The sequence below is a fragment of the Bacillus sp. UNC438CL73TsuS30 genome (genome assembly GCF_000482325.1).
Taxonomy (GTDB): Bacteria; Bacillota; Bacilli; order Bacillales; family Cytobacillaceae; genus Neobacillus.
Window position 1 is genome coordinate 23,696 of record NZ_AXVA01000029.1, and the last position, 20,220, is coordinate 43,915.

The window sequence follows — 20,220 nt, forward strand, 5'->3', positions numbered from 1 at the left end:
ATCTTTCATCTGGAAAGTTCTATACACAATCGTTATATTTTTTCACATATGTGAGAAAATTTCCTTTTAGGTACAGGATTAACCACTGAATTGAAACCTAATGGATTGAAAAAAAGATTAAGTAACTGGATTTTCTTCGCCTTTTTTCGATTCTTCAAGCCCCTTTATCATTTCAAAGGCAACATGAAGCCATTTTGCTATTTCGCACCCTTTAACATTGAGGGTCATTTTTAATTTATTGCCCTCCATTCCTGGGGTAACCATTCTTCCAAACTGACTGCTGATTTTAAACAGCTTATGGCCATCAATCTTGCTGCTTACTATTTCATTCACTAACAATGTTACTTCCTGCTTCACTTGCTTTATTTGTTCAACACCATTTAGAAGGGCATAAACCTTCATTTCTGCAATTTGGAAGAGGTATGCTACTTCATTAGGATATTCGCCAAAACGGTCAATCATTTCCTCTTGAAGCTCCTGTACATCCTCTAATGCCTGAATACCCCTGAAGCGCTTATACATTTCAATTTTTTGATGTCCATCCTTAATGTAGGAATCCGGAATATACGCATCAATTTCTAAATCAATTTCAACCGTTTTCCGTTCAGCTTCCTTAAGGTCGCCTCTCTTTTCCTCAATGGCTTCCTTCAGCATTTGTGAATACAGATCAAATCCAACTGAATCAATAAAACCATGCTGCTGTGCCCCTAATAAATTGCCGGCACCCCTGATGGATAGATCCCGCATCGCAATTTTAAATCCGGAACCGAGCTCCGTAAATTCCTTAATCGCCTGTAGGCGTTTCTCAGCCACTTCCGTTAAAACTTTATCCTTTCGATACGTAAAATAGGCATAGGCAACCCGATTGGATCTTCCAACCCGGCCACGCAGCTGATAAAGTTGTGAAAGTCCCATTCGATCAGCATCAAAGACGATTAACGTATTGACATTGGGAATATCTACACCAGTTTCAATAATCGTTGTACTGACGAGAACATCAAATTCTCCGGATAAAAAGCTCAACATTACAGACTCTAATTCATTTTCTGACATCTGCCCATGGGCAAAAGTTACACGGGCATCCGGTACAAGCATAGAAATTTCTTCTGCCTTCCGTTCAATATCCTCTACCCGGTTATATAAAAAGTATACTTGTCCGTCACGGGCCAGTTCCCGTTCAATAGCCTCTCTGACAAGCGATCCATTATACTCCATAACATAGGTTTGAACAGGGAAGCGATTTTCAGGCGGTGTTTCGATCACCGACAAATCTCGAACTCCCAGCATGGACATATGCAGTGTTCTTGGAATTGGTGTGGCTGTTAACGTTAAAACATCCACATTTGTTTTTAGGCGCTTTATCTTTTCCTTATGTGTAACCCCGAACCTTTGTTCTTCATCGATAATTAACAGCCCTAAGTCACGATAAATAACATCCTTTGACAGCAGGCGGTGTGTTCCAACGACAATATCAACAGTCCCCGCCTTCAGCCCTTTTATCGTTTCCGTTTGTTGCTTTTTCGAACGGAAACGGCTTAACAATCCAATATTGATGGGGAAGTCCTGAAATCTTTCCCTTAACGTTTCAAAATGCTGTTGAGCTAGAATGGTTGTTGGCACAAGGAAAGCAACCTGCTTGCCATCGGTAATGGCTTTAAAGGCCGCCCGAATAGCAACCTCCGTTTTTCCATAACCAACATCCCCACAGAGGAGCCGGTCCATTGGACGCAATCTTTCCATATCCTTTTTAATCTCACGAATAGACCGTAACTGATCTTCTGTTTCTTGGTAGGCAAAGTTTGTTTCGAATTCTCTTTGCATGTCTCCATCAGGTGAGAAAGCATAACCAACAGCTGCTTCACGTTCGGCATACAGCTTAATTAAATCATCCGCAATATCTTGGACAGAGGATTGAACTTTCTTTTTCACCTTTTTCCAATCAGTGCCGCCAAGCTTATAGACTTTGGGCTCTTTTCCTTCAGACCCAACATATTTCTGGATTAAATCAATTTGTTCAACAGGAACATACAGCTTATCCGTCCCTTGATAACGAATATGTAAATAATCCTTATGAATTCCATTAATTACAAGTGTTTCGATACCAAGGTATTTTCCAATTCCATGGTTTACATGAACAACGTAGTCACCAACCCGGAGTTCAGAATAGCTTTTAATTCTTTCTGCATTCGATAGTTTTTGCCGGCTAGAAGATTTTTTCACTCGTTTATTAAATAATTCTTCCTCGGTAATCACGGCAATTTTTTGAATGGATAATTCAAATCCGGTTTGGAGATTTCCTCTCATAATTTGAACTTTACCAGGTAATGGCTCCTGCCCCTCACCTAAAAGTGAGGATTGAATTTCATAATCCTCTAAAACCCTCTCCAGTTTTTTTACCCGTTCTTCATCGGGTCCGAGTACAAGAATAGAATAGTTGCTTTTTTTCCAACGGTCTACTTCTGCTTTAAGCAAATGCATTTGTCCGTGGAAGTTTTGCATAGGCTTACAAGAAACATTAATAATATTTTGCGGACTGGTATTTGAGACATGACGGAGAAATAGTGACATATAAAGGACCGGAAAATTCTTTTTTTGTAAAAGCCCGTGTAGGTCATGTGAAATAACCAGGTCATGTATAATTTCTCCCTCACCTAATAAGGAGGTATACCAGTCTGCTTCCTCCTTAACTAGAGATTCATTCATTTCATGAACCCTGCTGATTTCATCAATAAATACTAAACCGTTATGTGGAAGATAATCTAGTAAACTACCAGCATTTTCGTAGGCAAGTGATAAGTATTTATAGACTTGGTCAGGCTTTTGCTGATTTTTTAGCAGCTCTAATTCATATCCAATATTTTGTGCGAGTTGGATTTTGGCCTTTTCGTCCTTTAATTTTTTTAAGCTTTTTGCTAAGCCATCTTCTAATCTTTCAACGATTCGACTGTAATTTACATCTTCAAGAAGAATTTCTGTTGCAGGGCCAATTAAGATTTCTGAGATCTTTTCCTTGGAACGCTGGTCCTCAAGAGAGAAATAACGGATCGAATCAATTTCGGTATCAAAAAGTTCAATCCGAAGCGGGTCTGATTCTGTAAGAGGATAAATATCAATAATTCCGCCCCGTACACTAAATTCTCCAGGAGTAGACACCATTTCTTCCCTTACATACCCCATCTTAACAAGGGTTGTAAGCGTTCTCTCTATATCTAAGTCTTCCCCTAGTTTTAAGGAAAGTTGATAGTTTTTCCACATAGCCTTTGGGGGAGTAATTTTTTTCAAGCCAGAAATAGGAGCTATTAAAATTCCGCGGCTATTTTTGCTCCAATAGTTCAAAGCTTCAATTCTTTGAGCCTTTAATTCCGGGCTGGCAATACTCATTTCCGCAGCGATCAGTTCATTTGCCGGAAAAAGAAAAACATCCTTTTCATTTACTAGACTGACAAGGTCATCATATAGCTTTTGTGCTTGCAGCAAATTATAGGTAACGAACATAATTGGCCTTTTCATTTGTTCATAAATGGATGCTGCAAAGATGGTCCTCGATGAGCCTGATAACCCTGCAATTAACTGTTCCTTTAGTCCTTCTTCCATTCCGGATATAACAGAATGAATGTCTTCCTGTCGAAGGAATAATGATGTTAAACTGTTCAACCTAAATCCTCCTCTCTCAACCGAAAAGCTAAAAGCGCCTTTTTCAGGGGCTGGAGCTAGACAGTATACAAATTTCATATATTATAAAAGTTTAAATTTCAAAACAGAAAAATGCTTTGGAGTGCATCCAAAGCTAGTTAATGAATAAGAAAATCATATTGATGGTATTCTGGAGTTCGCTCCAAAGCTTCCTGGCAGTCTTCACAAATCGAGGTGATGTGAATATCCCCAGATGGATCGTACGCAACCATTTCTTGTCTTTCCCGTTCAGTTAACTTATTCAGACCAAGCGTTTCGCTGTGTATGGATGATTGTTCGATAGAGCCTAATTTTGTGCCGCAATGCCTGCAATGATAATGGATGGCCACGCCTGTCCCTCCCTATTCTTCGATTTAATATTAGTATATTAACCCAAACAGGGGGAATCTATTCACTCTAAAGTCACTTCTCAAACCGCAAACATTCAGTTTTGGATATACGCTTTATAATATGAAAGGATGGCCTATCTCATGTACATTTACTGATTAAAATCATTCATTACTTGTATAAATGGCCTCTCCAGCCAGGCTTCACATGCATCGGCACTTTTTTGAATAACATCTTGAACCTGTGACTGCTCTTCTTTATGAAATTTCCCCAGAACATAATCAGGCACGCTCATCCCATTTTGTGGGCGGTCAATGCCGATTCGAATTCTGTTAAATGCTTGAGTCCCAAGTTGGGCTACCGTGGACTTAATTCCATTATGTCCGCCTGCGCTTCCCTTTTGGCGGAGACGAATTTTCCCAACAGGTAGATCAAGGTCATCATAAATCACCAAGAGGTCTTCTAAATCGATATCATAATAATCCATTACGGCGCGAATGGATTCCCCAGATAAGTTCATAAAGGTCAATGGTTTTAACAATAAGACCTTTTCCCCTTTGTAGAATCCAATTCCATACAAACCTTTTAATTTGGATTGGTCTAACGGAATATTAAATCGGCGCGAAAGCTCATCAATGACATCGAAGCCTACATTGTGCCTCGTATGTTCATATTGCTTCCCCGGGTTTCCTAAACCAACCATTATTTTCATCTTTCCCACCTCTTCCGGTTCAAACCACTTTCTAAAAATTTTTCGAAGCATAAATTCTCTCCATTATTTTCGCTTTAGCTGTGTTAAAGGTAGTGTTGATTTGAAAAACGTTGATTGGAGCGTAAGGTGCGAGACTCCTGCGGGAGCAGCGGGACAGGTGAGCCTCCTGGAGCGGAAATCAACAACCAAGTCTAACATAGCTTTCGCTTTAAATAAGAACTGCAAAAGACGTAACCTTTGTTTAGGTTACGTCTATTACTATTAGTCTCCAATTGGTTCTGTTTCTCTTCCTTCTTCTTGATCAGGATGGCCGCCATCTTGCTGTTCACCTGCATTAATTTCTACTTCCTGTTTTGGAGGAAGAATCGAGGCAACCACTTCTTCTGCATCATGATTAATCGAAAATGACCCTTGATAGAGGATATCTGCAATGGTTACATTTTCACCAACCTGCAGGTTCGTGACATCTACTTCAATCTGAGCCGGAATATTGTCAGGAGTTGATGTGATTGACAATTCGTGGACCGGCTGCTGTAGAACCCCGCCATCTTTCACACCTGCAGCCTCACCAGTAAGTACAAGTCTGACCGATACATTGATTTTTGAAGACTTATCAACTGCTAAAAAATCAACATGTGTAATTTCTTTTTTAATACAATCCTCTTGATAATCCTTTAGGACAACATCATGCTGATTTCCACTGATATCAAGAGAAAAGACACCATTCCTGCCTACAGAACGAATGGTTTTCGTTAAATCAGCAGAACTAATATAAACAGGCTTACTTTCAACCTTTGCACCATAAATAACAGCTGGAATGCTTCCAGTGTCCCGAATTTTCTTTAAAGCAGAATGACGAAATTCATTGCGTTCTTTTGCTTGTAAAACAGTACTCATTGAAATGTCACCTTCCTATTTAAGTTCACTTTATAAAATTGCCCCAAAACAGGAAGGTCTAAACATTTTAATTCAGCTAAATTCGGGTGGTTCCTTGCACCGATTAATCAAATAATGTACTAACGGACTGTTCCTCATGTACACGGATAATTGCTTCACCGATTAGTGGTGCGACAGAAAGATTTATAATTTTATCAATCTTTTTCTCTTCCGGAAGTTCAATTGAGTTTGTAACCACTAATTCTTTAATTTTTGAATTTTGAATTCTTTCAATGGCTGGACCGCTCAATACAGGGTGTGTACAGGAGGCATAAACCTCTAAAGCACCGTTTTCCACTAATGCATTTGCAGCAAGTGTAATCGTTCCAGCTGTATCAATAATATCATCAATGAGAATAGCTACCTTTCCATCAATGTTACCTACAATATTCATAACCTCGGCAACATTTGGACGCGGACGGCGTTTATCAATGATCGCGATCGGTGCTTTTAGGCGCTCCGCCATTTTTCTAGCTCTTGTTACCCCGCCATGGTCTGGAGATACAACGACAAGATCACCGTCTAGTGCTTTGTTCTTAAAGTATTCTGATAAAATTGGCACACCCATAAGGTGGTCAATTGGAATATCAAAGAACCCTTGAATTTGCGGAGCATGCAAATCAAGACAAATCACACGGGTGGCTCCTGCTGTTTCAAGCAGATTCGCTACTAATTTTGCAGTAATTGGCTCACGGGCACGTGCTTTACGATCTTGACGGGCATAACCATAATAAGGCATCACAATATTAATCGTCTTTGCAGATGCTCTTTTTAATGCGTCAATCATGATTAATAGTTCCATGAGATTCTCATTAATCGGATTGCTTGTTGACTGGATTACGTACACATCACAGCCGCGGATACTTTCTTCAATATTAATTTGAATTTCCCCGTCACTAAATCTTGTTACTGAGCACTTTCCAAGCTCTACACCAATTACTTTTGCAATTTCTCTTGCCAAGGGAAGATTAGAATTTAAACTGAATACCTTTAAATTTGGATCTAAATATTGATTTGACATGATGGTCCTCCATTATTCTCGCTTATTTTTTCAAATTAAGCTTTTGAACGTAGTTTTCCTTATTCACTTGCTTCGCACGGGCAATGGACAATGCCTCTCCAGGTACATCCATGGTAATGGTAGAACCTGCAGCAACATATGCACCCTTCCCAACTGTAACAGGAGCAACAAGATTTGAATTACAGCCGACAAAGACATCATCTTCTATTTTGGTTAAATATTTATTTTTACCATCATAGTTAACCGTGATCGAACCACAGCCGATGTTTACATTATTACCCACTTCTGCATCTCCAATATAACTTAAATGAGAGGCTTTGCTTCCCTTACCAAATACAGCCTTCTTAATTTCAACGAAGTTTCCAATCTTCACTTCATCTTGAATGGCTGAATCAGGCCGAATATGGGCAAACGGCCCAATATTGACATTTGCGCCAATTGAACTTTTATTAGCAGCAGATTGGCGGATAACTGTTCCATTCCCGACTTCACAAGTATCAATCTCAGAATGCGGGCCAATTTGACAATCAGAACCAATGATCGTTCTACCCTTCAGGATGGTCCCAGGATAAATCACAGTATCCTGGCCAATTTGTACATCTGTCTCAATATAGGTGTTATCGGGATCGATGAGCGTTACACCATTCCGCATATGGTCTTCATTAATCCGTTTTCGCATAATTCGCTCTGCAGTGCTTAGCGCGATTCTGTCATTCACGCCAATCGTTTCTTCAAACTTATCTGTTTGGAAGGCGGTAACAATTTCACCTTGTTCCTTTAGAATCTCGATAACATCCGGTAAATAGTATTCCCCTTGAACATTATCATTTGAGACTTTTAATAATGCCTCAAAAAGAGCCTCATTGTCGAAGCAATACGTTCCAGTATTAATTTCATTAATGGCCCGCTCTGCCTCTGTAGCATCTTTGTGTTCAACGATTTTTTCAACCAATCCGCTTTCATTTCGAATGATCCGGCCATAGCCTGTTGGATCTTCAATCCTCGCAGTCAGAATGGTAGCCTTTGCAGCTAGTTCTTGATGATGGTTAAATAAGGCTTCCATCGTTTCTGCACGAATTAATGGAGTATCACCGCAGACAACAATGGTTGTTCCCTTTTTACCAGCGAGCATTTCTTTAGCTTGGATGACCGCATGTGCCGTTCCAAGCTGTTGTTCTTGAAGAGCATAAAGGCTTTTATCGCCTAATTGGGCTTTTACCATTTCTGCTCCATGCCCGATAATCGTAACCATTTCTTCTATATCCAGCTTTGTTATTTGATCCACCACATGCTGAACCATTGGTTTTCCACAAACCTGGTGCAACACTTTATAGAGCTTTGATTTCATCCGCGTTCCTTGTCCAGCGGCTAAAATCACAGCATAACGATTAGACATGAACATGCCTCCAATTTACCTTTTTATCCATTAAAAATATTAACGCAATTTGCTTGCCTTTTCAAGGAATGTTCTGAAAGTGTCTTAATTTGTTATTTGGAGTGCTGCTTAGAAGACTTATAGAGGGGACAATTAGCGAAGAAAAATAAAAAGAGCCTTACGTGGAAGAAAGGCCCTAGTTGTCAAAATCCTTAGGAAGCTCCGGCTTCTTCAAATTCAATTTCCAATTCACCTAAGCGGTGGTACTCTGCCAAAACAGCTTCTTGGATTTTTCCGCGTGTTCCTGAATTGATTGGATGCGCAATGTCACGAAATTCTCCGTCTGGAGTACGTTTACTTGGCATAGCTACAAATAAACCGTTGTTTCCATCGATAACACGGATGTCATGAACAACAAATTCATTGTCTAATGTGATTGATGCAATCGCTCTCATTCTTCCATCCGTATTAACGCGGCGTAATCTTACGTCAGTTACTTCCATGTGCTCACACCCTTTTCTTCTAGATAAAAAGCTAGATTAATAAATTCAACAGAAATCTTGGTTTTCCTTCTTTAATTTTAAAATTTTTTAGAAAAATTAGGACAAAAAAGTGAACTTCTGTAAAAAACGGTAATTTTCTTACATTTTAAGACAAAATAATAAATATTTTCCTCCGTACAAATAAAAAAAGCACTCGTTTATTTCACGAGCGCTACTACTTCGATCTCAACTAATACATCTTTAGGTAATCTGGCTACTTCGACACATGAGCGTGCAGGTTTATGTGTGTGGAAGTACTCTCCATACACTTCATTAAGCTGTGCAAATTCATCCATATTTTTAATAAAAACAGTGGCTTTTACAACAGTCTCTAAGGATGCACCAGCAGCCTCTAGTACTGCTTGTAAATTTTTAAATACCTGGTGGGTTTGTACCTTAATATCTCCTTCAGCCAAAGTACCTTCCGCTGTTAGCGGAATTTGACCAGAGCTGTAGAATAAATTATTGACAACAATACCTTGAGAATATGGACCAATTGCCGCTGGTGCTTGATTTGTTTGAACGATTTTCATATGTAGAACCCTCCTATTTATTCAAGTGTAAAATAGTTACCTTCTTTAACATTAATCTTTTTTTCCTTTAAATCAACATCCGATAATTGAACAAGAGATAAATAGTTATCAACCAGGCGCTCTTCAATTTTTTCCGCTTCAACTAAAACAGCAATCCCAGCTACTGTAGCATTAAATTCCTCTAATAAACTAATCATGCCGATAACTGTTCCGCCGGCTTTCATGAAATCATCGACAATCAAGACCCGGGAGCCTTCTGTTAGGCTTCTCTTGGAAAGAACCATCGTTTGAATTCTTTTGGTTGAACCAGAGACATAATTAATGCTTACCGTCGGCCCCTCTGTCACTTTGCTGTCCCTTCTGACAATCACAACAGGAGCATTTAATTGACTTGCCACTGCATAGGCAAGCGGAATCCCTTTTGTTGCCACAGTCATGATGACATCTATTTTAGCTTCGGAATAAGCAGAAGCAATAATCCTTCCTGCCTTTTGTACAATTTGAGGGTCCCCCAAGATATCCGTCAAATATAAATAGCCTCCAGGTAATAACCGATCAGGAGTAGCAATTAATTCACAAAGTTCTTGAACGAATGGCCTCGCATTTTCTTTGCTTATTTGCACTAAGAATTTAACGCCTCCAGCTGCACCAGGTACCGTCTGCAAGGTTCCAAATCCTTTTTGCTCAAATGTTTCTTTGACTATCGCTAAATCTTCACTAATAGATGATTTTGCTGATTCATAACGATCGGCGAAAAATGTCAGCGGCACGAGCTGGCGAGGATGGTCCAGTAAATAATTCGTCATATCAATCAACCGTTCACTTCGACGAAACTTCATAATAACCTCCAAAAGACGAAAATTCTAATTAAAATATATCACTAACGTACGCATTTAATCAAGGAAAGCGTAAGCGCCTTGTTCAGCCCCGACAAGGCTTTAGGTCCTGGCGGTGAAGTCGTTCTTTGACTTCATCGACATGCCAGCATCACTGAATTTTCTTCCTTGCAGGCATGCGACGAGGTGAACAGTACTACCTTGAATAAGCTTTGCCGCAGGAGCAGGATAGCAACCGTGAGGGGCAGGACGCTTGCGCTAGACATCAAGGAAGTGGCGTTCTCCTAACATCCTCACTGCAAAAACCTGGTCACAAAATCCTCTTAAGCCGTTATAGATTCGGTGCATTCTCGAATCATGCTGAACTAAGCCAAAAACCGTCGGCCCACTGCCACTCATTAGTACAGCATCAGCACCAAAGCGCTTCATTTGATCCTTGATGAGGGCTACTTCCGGATGAAGGTTTAATGTAACGTCTTCTAAAACGTTCCCAACGTTTTGACAAACCTGCTGATAATCATTATTTTTTATTGCTTCAACCATTCCATTTGTGTTTGGGTGCTTCATTCCATTTAAGTCAAGGCGACGATAGACCTCTGCTGTCGATACACCAATAAAGGGTTTTGCTAAAATCACCCAGCATGTGGGAGGAGCCGGGAGATCGGTGATAAATTCCCCTCTGCCCTTTGCTATGGCTGTTCCGCCATATACACAGAAGGAAACATCTGACCCAATTTCAGAACCGAGTTCAGCCAGCTCATCCAGTGTTAATCCAAGTCCCCATAACTTATTTAAACCTCTTAATGTTGCCGCAGCATCACTGCTGCCGCCGGCAAGGCCTGCAGCAACCGGGATTGTCTTTTCAATGGAGATCACAACCCCTTTTTTGACCTGAAAACGGTCCTTTAACAGCTGGGCAGCCTGATAGGCTAAATTTCGCTGGTCATCCGGAACGTAGCGGTTATGGGAAAGAATATGTATTTTATCTTGATTTAATAAACTTAGCTCAACTCGATCGGCCAAATCAATTGTTGTCATAATCATTTCAACTTCATGATATCCATCAGGACGTTTGTACAAAACATCTAATGATAAATTAATCTTGGCCGGTGCTTTTACTAAAAGCTTCACAACGTCCACCTACTTTAAAAATTGACAGTTCCATATTTTGTCCTATTTTACCACAAAACGGCCAATGTAAGACGTGATAGATAAATAATCCTATCAAATATAACATTTTAACAAAGAATAGTGCAGAAATGAAAGGCCAGGGGGTTTATTCCCTGGCCTGACCGTGGTGAATCTATCGGTTTAAACTGACTTCAGAAAGATATCGATCTTTTGGTTAACGTTTGTTCAACAACTGTTGCTCAGCAAGCTCTATGGCACGCTTTACCATATTCCCTGCGTCACGGGCTTTAATCCCGCCCCAGCCTTCTTTTTGAACCACATCATAAAAGCCAAGCTCTTTAGCGAGCTCCTCTTTAAATTGACCGGACATGACACCTCTTCTTCTGCCCATCTAAACAACCCCTTTCTTCACACACGGTATTTATAGTATGTATAAATTTAATCTTTTCATGTTATCTATAATCATCCATGTCGATTTTTGAAGAAAGCAAAAAGCAGTAAACCACCGTTTACCGCCCAAACATTGCTTATATGTTAGCTTAAAGCTAAGTGTCCTGATGCATCTTCAAAGGTGATTTGAACGGTCTCAGTTAATACATCTGCATAGCTGTATGAAACACGCTCAAAAGCATTCTCATCTTGATCCAACTCAATGACAAATACTGAAGGGTATGTTTCCGCTAAAACACCGGAGCGCTCAATCGTTTTTCTGCGTCCTCCGTTTGCCTTAAGTAACAATCTTTTCCCTAAATTTGAGTCAAGAGCCTTTTTAATATCGGCTAAGGTTTTTGGCATTCGGTCCACCTCACTATGTAAAAGTATACCACGCGTATAACAATTTGTCAAACAAAATATAAAATTATATCAGTCCGATAAAAAGATTGTCAATATTTTTTCTTCTACTTTTTCTTCTAAATTTCAACATTTCTATGGTTTCCTTAACTTCCCTTAAATATGTATCAATCATAAAAAAAAAGCCCCTTTGAGTAAAAAAGGCCTTCAATTATTCCTCAGGAACCGGATTATAAGGCATTCCAGTCCGTAAAACTCCCCTTGTTTCGATTCCTCCTAATCCTTTTTCGCCCGTCAATGTATTTCTTAATACATCCCAAACATTTATCCGCTCCATAAAGGGCGTAAAGCTAATTTTAGCTACGATATATACAGGGTCGAGTGCATGGATATTGATCCTTGATGGTGAGCTTGCAAAATTGGCTCCTGCATGAATGAGCGATTCAAAATGGGATTGGCAGGCGCCGGCGAAAATCACCAATTGATCCAAATGCGGTACTTTTCGGCGGGCTTCCCGAACGGTTTGAACAAAATGCTTAGAATGACGGTATGCATTGATATCGGTCATTTTCCCTTTTGCTTTTGAATAGGCATCATGTCCTGTAATGACAAGGATGTCGGGACGGTAATAATCAATTAATTGACCGATTTTTTCAGGCATTTCTTTTTCATTACAATGTATACCTGTGACAGGTATCCCGATTTTATCGTATAAGTCCATACATTTCTTTAAGTAATTTGGGTCTCCATCTAAATGAAGGACCTTACCGGGAATCTGGAAGTAATTAAATGATTTGACATACCCGTCTGTTGCTTCATATTCCTGTCTGTGCTTTAATAAATCAACATCTTGTGTAAAAAGCCGGTACGATTGTTCCTCCAGATTTCGAAATTCCTGTGTCATCCTCATTCTGTCTGTTTGGTTAATTGGAATCAAATCGTAATAGGGTGCATCTGCAATTAAGCGAAAGTCTTCACCGTAGAGGATGGCGATCTTTTGACCGTTGATTTCCCGAATATCTATAATTCGGAAGAGAATATCGCAATTATGTGATTGTCTGCCGACAACATCCATTAATTTTAAATCCATTGCTGTCACTCCAATAAGACCAGCAAATAAGGCCTTTCAAATAAAGTTCCTTTCATAGGCTATGCAGAATACGGCAGATTTGTGACGGAATGGTGGGGAAGGCTTGAGGCACCAGGTTATTGTCGGAATTTTTGCTGGCAGCATATTGGTTTCTTTTTAATCGGGATGTTAGGGCATTTGGGTAGGTTTCGTACTAGTTTTGACTATTAGCGACACTTTGGCCGGGCTTCCCTCTCGTTTTGTCGCCTATCGGGCTTATTGGCGACACTTTGACTTAGCTTCTCACTCGTTTTGTCGCCTATCAAACTTATTGGCGACACTTTGACTTAGCTTCTCACTCGTTTTGTCGCCTATCAAACTTATTGGCGACACTTTGGCTGGGTTCTCACTCGTTCTGTCGCCTATCGGGCTTATTGAAGACACTTTGACCGGGTTTCTCACTCGTTTTGTCGCCTATCAGGCTTATTGAAGACACTTCCCCAATGATCCTGTGTCCAACGCCCTCTAAAACCAAAAAAGACCCCCTAAGAGGTCTTCTACTTAAAATATGGATATAATGCATCACAGAGCCTTCCGAACTCCTCTAGGGAGAGTGTTTCCCCTCTTCTGGTCGGATCAATTCCGCATCCGCCTAAAGCTTCAAGGATTTGTTCCTTTTTCTGCTTGCCATCCGGCAGCTGGCTAGTTAAATTATTCAACAATGTCTTTCTTCTCTGGGCAAAGCTTGCTCTTGTTACTTGGAAAAAGAAACCTTCATCTTTCACCGTAACCGCAGGAGTAGTCCGCCTCGTCAGCCTAATCACCGCTGAATCAACATTAGGCTGAGGAACAAACACGGTTTTCGGAACAATCATTACCGTTTCGGCTTCCGTATAGTATTGAACAGCTATTGAAAGTGACCCGTAATCCTTTGTACCTGGAGAAGCTGAAATTCGGTCCGCCACTTCCTTTTGGAGCATGACAACAATTCCACGAATCGGCAGATGCTCCTCGAGGATCTTCATAATAATCGGAGTTGTTACGTAATACGGTAAATTTGCAACCACCATCAGATCATCAATTGTTTGAAACTCATCCTTAATGACCTCTTTTACATCTGCTTTTAAAACATCCTGATGAATCACTTTTACGTTGGAATAAGGGTCAAGAGTATCTTTTAAAATAGGCAGCAAGCGCTGATCAATTTCAAAAGCAACTACCTTCTTACTTCTGCGGGCAAGCTGCTCAGTTAAGGCACCAATCCCCGGTCCGATTTCAATGGTACCTGTATCTTCTGTAATATTGGCAAATTCAACGATTTTTCTTAATATGTTCGTATCAATCAAAAAGTTTTGTCCTAGGCTTTTCTTAAACGAAAAACCGTATTTCTCCAGTATAGCCCTTGTTCTAACAGGGGTCGCGATATCTTTATTCATTTTGTTCCTCCTGAAGCACAACTGAAAGTGCCTGTGCGAATTCCTGCTTACTGATTTGAAACATCATTAAGCGTTTATGTAACTGTTTACCATTTGTATAGCCAATTTTTAAAAGCATCCCCAGCTTGATTCGGCGTTCCTTCGAGCCTTCACCGCCAATTAGACCTGCTGTGACTAAATCCTCTTGGGAGATTTCTTCGACAATCGTTTCACACATCATTTGGGCATCCTTTAAAGCCTCAACAATTGCCTCCGGATGGGCATGTTCCACTCCAACCCCTTTCCCATTCTTGGCAATTGCCACTTCCTTTGGTAAAAAGGCATGTTTGCACCCCGGTACCTTTTCTGCAATGGTCTTTCTAATCTTTTCACCGGGAAAATCCGGGTCGGTAAAAATAATGACCCCTCTTGTTTCTTGGGCACGTCTTACCTTCTCAATTGTTGCCTGATTTACTGCTGAACCGTTTGTTTCAATTGTATCTGCATCTACCGCCCTTTTAATGGCGGTCGTATCATCCTTGCCCTCTACCACAATAATTTCTTTAATCTTCATTATTTCCTCCAAAAAACATAAAAAATAAAAAATTGAAAAAAACTTGAAACATTTTTGTAATGTCCATCGTCTATATAAATGAAAAACATCATACATTAGAATAAGAATCTATAAATGGTTCAGATGGTGTCCTAAAAGGCACTTATGCTTTCCTTAGTATAAAGAAATTTAGGAAAAAAGCAAAATGCAGAGGAAGGAATCCTCTGCACAAAAAAGCTTAATTTAGGACTTTAATTTTCACCTTCCGAACACCCCAGCGATACGCCTGCGATCTGGATGGAAAGAAAACATCTATTTTGTAACCATTAATAGCTGAGCCAGTATCAGCTGCTACAGCATAGCCATAGCCTTCCACAAAAACCTTTGTTCCAAGCGGAATGATATTCGGATCAACAGCAATCACTTTTACATTTGGATTGGCCCGAAGATTAATCCCTGTAGCCGTCCTTCCCGAACAGCCGTTACAATCTGCTGTATATGCAGTTGTACTCACATAGAACTCTTTACCGGTTTCACTCTCACCACGGGAAACTTGTAAATCCAACTCTTTCGTTCCGACAGCCACAATCTTATCCTGTTTCTCTTTAAGCTTCTGCTCATTAATTAGTTTTCTTGAAACTTCTTTGCCATTTTCAAAGAAAACTTCATATTCTCTTGAAACAAGTCCTTTCTGGCCTTCCTTGACAGTCTTTTCTTTACCTTTAGCGAGGCTCTCATCTTTTTTTGTTATTACAGCAAAATGAACTGGTTCTTCCACTACATCGGTGACTTTTTCTACTCGAATAACGTGAATCACATTATTCTTATTGACTGTCGCAGTTAATGACGGTTCAACTCGGTCTAATGATTTTAGCTTAATTCCCTGTTGTGTTAAAAAGTCAGCGACCGTAGTCGAAGTGGACCATACTTTCTTCTTCTTTCCACCATCTACATATGTAAGATGAAAGGCAGCCTTAATATTAATTTTCATCTTGTTTCTGATCTGTTTCTGTGGATTTGGCAAAACTTGATCATGTTCCTTAATCGAAACATTCTGATTCCTTAGAAGCTCAGCAACCGTATCGGCTGTTGTCCATACCGTTTTCTTCTCGTTGTCTTTCACAATAGTAACCTGTTTTGCTTGTTTCCAGACAATCTTTTGATCGTCTTTTACATTGCTATTTGTAGACGGAAACAAGTAGTCCTGAGAGCGAATCTTTAACCCTAGCTCGTCGAATACATCTTTGACGGTATCTGCATGTGTTTTTACGATTCTTTCTTGGCCATTCAGCGTCATTGCCACTGTTTTCTTCGACCCCTCAAATACAAGGAAACTAAGAGCACCGGCAAAAACTACTAAACTAGTGAATACAATGGGCCATTTCTTCTTGCTCACAGACCTGGAAATCAGGTTTTTCATGTTTTTGAATACGATGAAAAACGCCTCCTTCTTGTTGGAGTAAATAATAAGAACCACGCTGTCGGCTGTCAACCCTTGCATTCCTGTGAACGTATTTCTAATTATGCATAATGCTGGACGGAATGCAAAGGAAAACTTATCGACATGGTAATCCTATTCCTGAAAGGAGACGTGTAGAACTTTTTGTTTTCCGAAAAAATTAGGACAAGTTTCTCGGTACTACGACAGCATTTTCTGTCAGTTTATGCCGAATAATTTTTTTGCATTATAGGTGGTTGCATGGGCTACTTCTTCTAGAGTTATGCCTTTTATTTCGGCAATTTGCTCAGCGACCAACTTCACATACCCCGGTTCATTTCTTTTTCCGCGATAAGGATGGGGTGCTAAATATGGGCAATCGGTTTCAATTAACAGTTTATCTAAAGGAATTTCAGCAGCCACTTCTTTTGGCTTTTTTGCGTTTTTAAAAGTGACCGGACCTCCAAGTGAAATATAAAAGTTCATTTTCACACATTCCTTCGCAACCTCTGGGCTGCCGCTAAAACAGTGCATGATGCCCCCGACCTCCTCTGCTCCCTCCTCTTTTAAAATCTCAACAATATCTGCCGTTGCTTCACGATTGTGAATGACAATTGGAAGCTTTACCTTTTTCGCTAGCCTGATTTGTTTGCGAAATACCTCTTTCTGGATGTCCTTAGGGGACTTATCCCAATGATAGTCCAGCCCCATTTCACCTATTGCGACAACCTTTGGATGTGCGGTTAAATCCTCAATCCATTGTAAGTCCTCTTCTGTCATATCAATGGCATCAACCGGGTGCCAGCCGACACAAGCATAGATAAAATCATATGTATCAGCCAAAACCATTGCCTTTTCAATCGTTGGTCGATCAAAACCGACAACAACAAGATTGGATACTCCTGCTTCTTTTGCCCTTACAATAACCTCTTGCAAATCCTCGTTGTATTGTTCATCATTTAAATGTGCATGTGTGTCGAATAACATTTTAAAACTCCCTGTCATTAAAGGTTTAAAAACACCGAAAAATCTCGAAAATTGTTTCACGTGAAACTTTTTTAAAGCAAAAGAGCCCGTTAAAGGCTCTTTTTGTATGAAGCTTTATTTCACTTTTGATCCATTTGGCAATGTTTGGTCTACAGTAGCAAGTGATAATTGCCCGTCTTTAGAACCTGCCAAGATCATTCCTTGGGAAAGTTCACCACGAAGTTTCACAGGCTTTAGGTTCGTAATGCAAATCACCTTTTGACCTACTAATTCCTCCGGCTTATAGTATTGAGCGATTCCCGAAACCACTTGGCGCTTTTCATAGCCTAAATCAAGCTGCAGCTTTAGAAGTTTATCCGCCTTTTTAACTGGTTCCGCCTGAATAACCTCTGCCACCCGTAAATCAATTTTCATAAAATCATCAATGGCAATTTCAGCAAGTTCTTCCGGTTTTTCTTCTTTCATTTCCTCTACAGCTGGTGTAGTGCCGCCTTGCATTTTTGTTTTAATAAACTCAACTTCCTCCGCAATCTCAAGACGCGGGAAAAGTGGAGCATCTTTTTGAACCTTTGTTCCACTTGGAATTAAACCGAACCCTTCAAGGCTATCCCATGCCTTAAGGCCGATATCCGTAATCCCTAATTGATTAAAAATACCATTCGGAGTCCGGGTTAAAAATGGCTGAAGAAGAATCGCTGTTCTGCGTAATGACTCAGCGAGGTGCACCATTACACTTGCAAGTTCTTCTTTGCGATTTTCATCCTTCGCTAGTGTCCACGGTTGTGTTTCATCAATATATTTATTCGTCCGGCTTACCAATTGCCAAATTGATGCTAAGGCAACTGAAAATTCCATTTTCTCCATAGCCTCTTCATATTTAGTTACTGTTTCTTGATTTACTTGAAGTAATGCCTCATCAAATTCAACAACTGATCCGGCATAATCAGGAATGACTCCTGCAAAATATTTTTCGATCATTGCAACGGTGCGGTTTAATAGATTTCCTAAATCATTCGCTAGGTCAAAATTTATTCTTTCGACAAACCCCTCGGGAGTGAAGACTCCGTCAGCACCAAATGGAACTTCCCTTAATAAGTAATAGCGAAGTGCATCTAGCCCGTAGCGATCAATTAAGGTAACAGGATCAACCACATTCCCTTTTGACTTGGACATTTTGCCATCCTTCATTAACAGCCACCCATGAGCAAATACTTTCTTAGGTAGTGGAATATCCAGAGCCATTAACATAATGGGCCAATAAATCGTATGGAAACGGACAATCTCTTTACCAACAAGGTGGACATCTGCCGGCCAGTAATTTAAATATTTACTGTCATTGTCGGTCCCATAACCAAGTGCCGTAATATAATTGGATAAGGCATCAATCCAAACATAAATGACATGCTTTGGATCCCCTGGTACTTTTACTCCCCAATCAAACGTCGTTCTAGATACCGCTAAATCCTCTAAACCCGGTTTAATAAAGTTGTTAACCATTTCATTTTTTCGGGACTCAGGCTGAATAAAATCAGGATTTTCTTCATAGTATTGCAATAGTCTGTCAACATATTTACCCATTCTGAAAAAGTAGGACTCTTCTTTAACCTTTTCCACCGGTCTGCCACAGTCCGGACAGTTTCCATTCACTAGTTGGCGGTCAGTAAAAAAGGATTCACAAGGTGTACAGTACCAGCCTTCGTATTGATCTAAATAAATATCTCCCTGCTCAAGCAGCCGAGCAAATACTTTTTCGACAATTTGCTTATGCCTCTCCTGTGTTGTCCGTATGAAATCATCATAAGAAATATCAAGTTTTTTCCATAGTTCTTGGATTCCCCCGACAATATCATCCACATACGCTTGAGGCGTGATTCCCTTTTCTTCAGCTTTACGCTGAATTTTTTGACCATGTTCATCTGTTCCCGTTAAGTACATGACATCATAACCGCGCATCCGCTTATAGCGTGCCATTGCATCACCAGCAACTGTGGTATACGCATGCCCAATATGTAAATTTCCGCTTGGATAATAAATTGGTGTTGTAATATAAAACGTTTTTAATTTTTCCTCCATCTTTACCCCTCCTATGATCGGCAAAACTTAAACTCTACTTAACCATTATTGCCCCATTTTTATCCTCTTATATCATCAAAATATACCGAAAAACTTTGTATTGTGCAACAAACCTATAACTAGAGAAAATTTACTAATTCCATTATCCCAAATGGCGGACGTAAAAGTCGAACTTTCTGCGAAGGTTATGAGGAATAAAAGTAGATTTATATAGAAATTTGTAGAAATTTGTCGAATTATAAGAGCTGAAATTCTGATTTGTGATCGGCATCACACTAATGGTGAAAACCAAAAAACTGAATATTAATTCAGCAAAACCTTGTTAAATCAACCTTTTTGTAACATGAAAAAATTCCCTTTTATTTATTTAATAAAATAATTGACGAATATGGGAATGGCTGGTATTATTGAGTTGTGAAAATATTGTCGAATAATGGCGAAGAAAAAATAGAGATAAACAAGTTGAGAGGAGATTAAAACACATGAAATCTACAGGAATTGTTCGTAAAGTTGATGAATTAGGACGCGTAGTTATTCCAATCGAATTAAGACGTACATTAGGTATTGCAGAAAAGGATGCTCTCGAAATCTATGTGGATGACGACCGCATTATCCTTAAGAAATACAAGCCAAACATGACTTGCCAAGTTACAGGGGAAGTTTCTGATGATAACTTAGCACTTGCCGGCGGTAAATTAATTCTTAGCCGTGAAGGTGCAGAAGTATTACTAAAAGAAATCCAAGACTCTTTTGCGTTAGTAAAATAAATTGACGAAAGCCTCAGACA

Annotated in this window: 19 protein-coding genes; 1 reads left to right on the top strand and 18 read right to left on the bottom strand. The window is 39.8% G+C overall.

What is annotated here, in order from left to right; translation table 11 throughout:
- Nucleotides 1-117: 117 nt before the first annotated feature.
- From mfd to metG, 18 genes are all read right to left on the bottom strand, one after another.
- Nucleotides 118-3,654, bottom strand: coding sequence for a transcription-repair coupling factor (gene mfd / locus M028_RS0111405; protein ID WP_026574029.1), 3,537 nt, complete (start codon nt 3,652-3,654; stop codon nt 118-120).
- A 137-nt stretch (nt 3,655-3,791) separates the two neighbouring features.
- A complete protein-coding gene (locus M028_RS0111410) occupies nt 3,792-4,022 on the bottom strand; it encodes an anti-sigma-F factor Fin family protein (RefSeq protein ID WP_026574030.1) in 231 nt (76 codons plus the stop codon).
- 149 nt (nt 4,023-4,171) lie between these two features.
- Nucleotides 4,172-4,732 (bottom strand): aminoacyl-tRNA hydrolase, encoded by a 561-nt coding sequence (pth, locus tag M028_RS0111415; protein ID WP_026574031.1) that lies wholly within the window; start codon nt 4,730-4,732, stop codon nt 4,172-4,174.
- 261 nt (nt 4,733-4,993) lie between these two features.
- Nucleotides 4,994-5,629, bottom strand: a complete 636-nt coding sequence (locus M028_RS0111420; protein WP_026574032.1) for a 50S ribosomal protein L25/general stress protein Ctc — start codon at nt 5,627-5,629, stop codon at nt 4,994-4,996.
- Between the two features lie 103 nt (nt 5,630-5,732).
- Nucleotides 5,733-6,689 (bottom strand): ribose-phosphate diphosphokinase, encoded by a 957-nt coding sequence (locus tag M028_RS0111425; RefSeq protein ID WP_026574033.1) that lies wholly within the window; start codon nt 6,687-6,689, stop codon nt 5,733-5,735.
- Nucleotides 6,690-6,711: 22 nt separating this feature from the next.
- Nucleotides 6,712-8,085 (bottom strand): bifunctional UDP-N-acetylglucosamine diphosphorylase/glucosamine-1-phosphate N-acetyltransferase GlmU, encoded by a 1,374-nt coding sequence (gene glmU / locus M028_RS0111430; protein WP_026574034.1) that lies wholly within the window; start codon nt 8,083-8,085, stop codon nt 6,712-6,714.
- 191 nt (nt 8,086-8,276) lie between these two features.
- Entirely contained in the window at nt 8,277-8,567 is a 291-nt protein-coding gene (gene spoVG / locus M028_RS0111435; RefSeq protein ID WP_026574035.1) for a septation regulator SpoVG, read from the bottom strand.
- Between the two features lie 197 nt (nt 8,568-8,764).
- Entirely contained in the window at nt 8,765-9,139 is a 375-nt protein-coding gene (locus tag M028_RS0111440; protein WP_026574036.1) for a RidA family protein, read from the bottom strand.
- 17 nt (nt 9,140-9,156) lie between these two features.
- A complete protein-coding gene (gene purR, locus M028_RS0111445; RefSeq protein ID WP_026574037.1) occupies nt 9,157-9,978 on the bottom strand; it encodes a pur operon repressor in 822 nt (273 codons plus the stop codon).
- Nucleotides 9,979-10,233: 255 nt separating this feature from the next.
- Nucleotides 10,234-11,106: a 4-(cytidine 5'-diphospho)-2-C-methyl-D-erythritol kinase gene (gene ispE / locus M028_RS0111450; protein WP_026574038.1), complete on the bottom strand. Its 873-nt coding sequence runs from the start codon at nt 11,104-11,106 to the stop codon at nt 10,234-10,236.
- Between the two features lie 214 nt (nt 11,107-11,320).
- Entirely contained in the window at nt 11,321-11,497 is a 177-nt protein-coding gene (locus tag M028_RS0111455) for a small, acid-soluble spore protein, alpha/beta type (protein ID WP_026574039.1), read from the bottom strand.
- A gap of 143 nt (nt 11,498-11,640) precedes the next feature.
- Nucleotides 11,641-11,901 carry a biofilm formation stimulator Veg gene (gene veg, locus M028_RS0111460; RefSeq protein ID WP_026574040.1) on the bottom strand — a complete coding sequence of 87 codons (261 nt, stop codon included), beginning with the start codon at nt 11,899-11,901 and terminating at the stop codon, nt 11,641-11,643.
- A 208-nt stretch (nt 11,902-12,109) separates the two neighbouring features.
- Nucleotides 12,110-12,988 carry a sporulation peptidase YabG gene (yabG, locus tag M028_RS0111470; protein WP_026574041.1) on the bottom strand — a complete coding sequence of 293 codons (879 nt, stop codon included), beginning with the start codon at nt 12,986-12,988 and terminating at the stop codon, nt 12,110-12,112.
- A gap of 536 nt (nt 12,989-13,524) precedes the next feature.
- Complete coding sequence (gene rsmA / locus M028_RS0111480; protein ID WP_026574042.1) at nt 13,525-14,403, bottom strand: 16S rRNA (adenine(1518)-N(6)/adenine(1519)-N(6))-dimethyltransferase RsmA; 879 nt, start codon at nt 14,401-14,403, stop codon at nt 13,525-13,527.
- Nucleotides 14,396-14,956 (bottom strand): ribonuclease M5, encoded by a 561-nt coding sequence (gene rnmV / locus M028_RS0111485; protein WP_026574043.1) that lies wholly within the window; start codon nt 14,954-14,956, stop codon nt 14,396-14,398. Before rnmV ends, rsmA begins: the two co-directional genes overlap by 8 nt.
- A gap of 217 nt (nt 14,957-15,173) precedes the next feature.
- On the bottom strand, nt 15,174-16,355 hold the full coding sequence (locus tag M028_RS0111490) for a G5 and 3D domain-containing protein (RefSeq protein ID WP_026574044.1): 1,182 nt from the start codon (nt 16,353-16,355) through the stop codon (nt 15,174-15,176).
- A 237-nt stretch (nt 16,356-16,592) separates the two neighbouring features.
- On the bottom strand, nt 16,593-17,360 hold the full coding sequence (locus tag M028_RS0111495) for a TatD family hydrolase (RefSeq protein WP_026574045.1): 768 nt from the start codon (nt 17,358-17,360) through the stop codon (nt 16,593-16,595).
- 114 nt (nt 17,361-17,474) lie between these two features.
- Nucleotides 17,475-19,433, bottom strand: a complete 1,959-nt coding sequence (gene metG / locus M028_RS0111500) for a methionine--tRNA ligase (protein ID WP_026574046.1) — start codon at nt 19,431-19,433, stop codon at nt 17,475-17,477.
- Nucleotides 19,434-19,915: 482 nt separating this feature from the next.
- Here metG and M028_RS0111505 point away from each other — a divergent pair, with 482 nt between their 5' ends.
- The gene (locus M028_RS0111505) at nt 19,916-20,200 is read left to right on the top strand and encodes an AbrB/MazE/SpoVT family DNA-binding domain-containing protein (RefSeq protein WP_026574047.1); all 285 of its coding nucleotides are present in this window, start codon (nt 19,916-19,918) and stop codon (nt 20,198-20,200) included.
- Nucleotides 20,201-20,220: the final 20 nt, after the last annotated feature.

Excerpts from the sequence above, each read along its gene's own strand:
- metG (WP_026574046.1), bottom strand. The coding sequence starts at position 19,433 with ATGGAGGAAAAATTAAAAACGTTTTATATTACAACACCAATTTATTAT.
- M028_RS0111495 (WP_026574045.1), bottom strand. The coding sequence starts at position 17,360 with ATGTTATTCGACACACATGCACATTTAAATGATGAACAATACAACGAG.
- M028_RS0111420 (WP_026574032.1), bottom strand. The coding sequence starts at position 5,629 with ATGAGTACTGTTTTACAAGCAAAAGAACGCAATGAATTTCGTCATTCT.
- rnmV (WP_026574043.1), bottom strand. The coding sequence starts at position 14,956 with ATGAAGATTAAAGAAATTATTGTGGTAGAGGGCAAGGATGATACGACC.
- M028_RS0111505 (WP_026574047.1), top strand. The coding sequence starts at position 19,916 with ATGAAATCTACAGGAATTGTTCGTAAAGTTGATGAATTAGGACGCGTA.
- yabG (WP_026574041.1), bottom strand. The coding sequence starts at position 12,988 with ATGGATTTAAAATTAATGGATGTTGTCGGCAGACAATCACATAATTGC.
- pth (WP_026574031.1), bottom strand. The coding sequence starts at position 4,732 with ATGAAAATAATGGTTGGTTTAGGAAACCCGGGGAAGCAATATGAACAT.
- spoVG (WP_026574035.1), bottom strand. The coding sequence starts at position 8,567 with ATGGAAGTAACTGACGTAAGATTACGCCGCGTTAATACGGATGGAAGA.
- veg (WP_026574040.1), bottom strand. The coding sequence starts at position 11,901 with ATGCCAAAAACCTTAGCCGATATTAAAAAGGCTCTTGACTCAAATTTA.
- purR (WP_026574037.1), bottom strand. The coding sequence starts at position 9,978 with ATGAAGTTTCGTCGAAGTGAACGGTTGATTGATATGACGAATTATTTA.
- M028_RS0111490 (WP_026574044.1), bottom strand. The coding sequence starts at position 16,355 with ATGAAAAACCTGATTTCCAGGTCTGTGAGCAAGAAGAAATGGCCCATT.
- M028_RS0111455 (WP_026574039.1), bottom strand. The coding sequence starts at position 11,497 with ATGGGCAGAAGAAGAGGTGTCATGTCCGGTCAATTTAAAGAGGAGCTC.
- M028_RS0111440 (WP_026574036.1), bottom strand. The coding sequence starts at position 9,139 with ATGAAAATCGTTCAAACAAATCAAGCACCAGCGGCAATTGGTCCATAT.
- glmU (WP_026574034.1), bottom strand. The coding sequence starts at position 8,085 with ATGTCTAATCGTTATGCTGTGATTTTAGCCGCTGGACAAGGAACGCGG.
- rsmA (WP_026574042.1), bottom strand. The coding sequence starts at position 14,403 with ATGAATAAAGATATCGCGACCCCTGTTAGAACAAGGGCTATACTGGAG.
- M028_RS0111425 (WP_026574033.1), bottom strand. The coding sequence starts at position 6,689 with ATGTCAAATCAATATTTAGATCCAAATTTAAAGGTATTCAGTTTAAAT.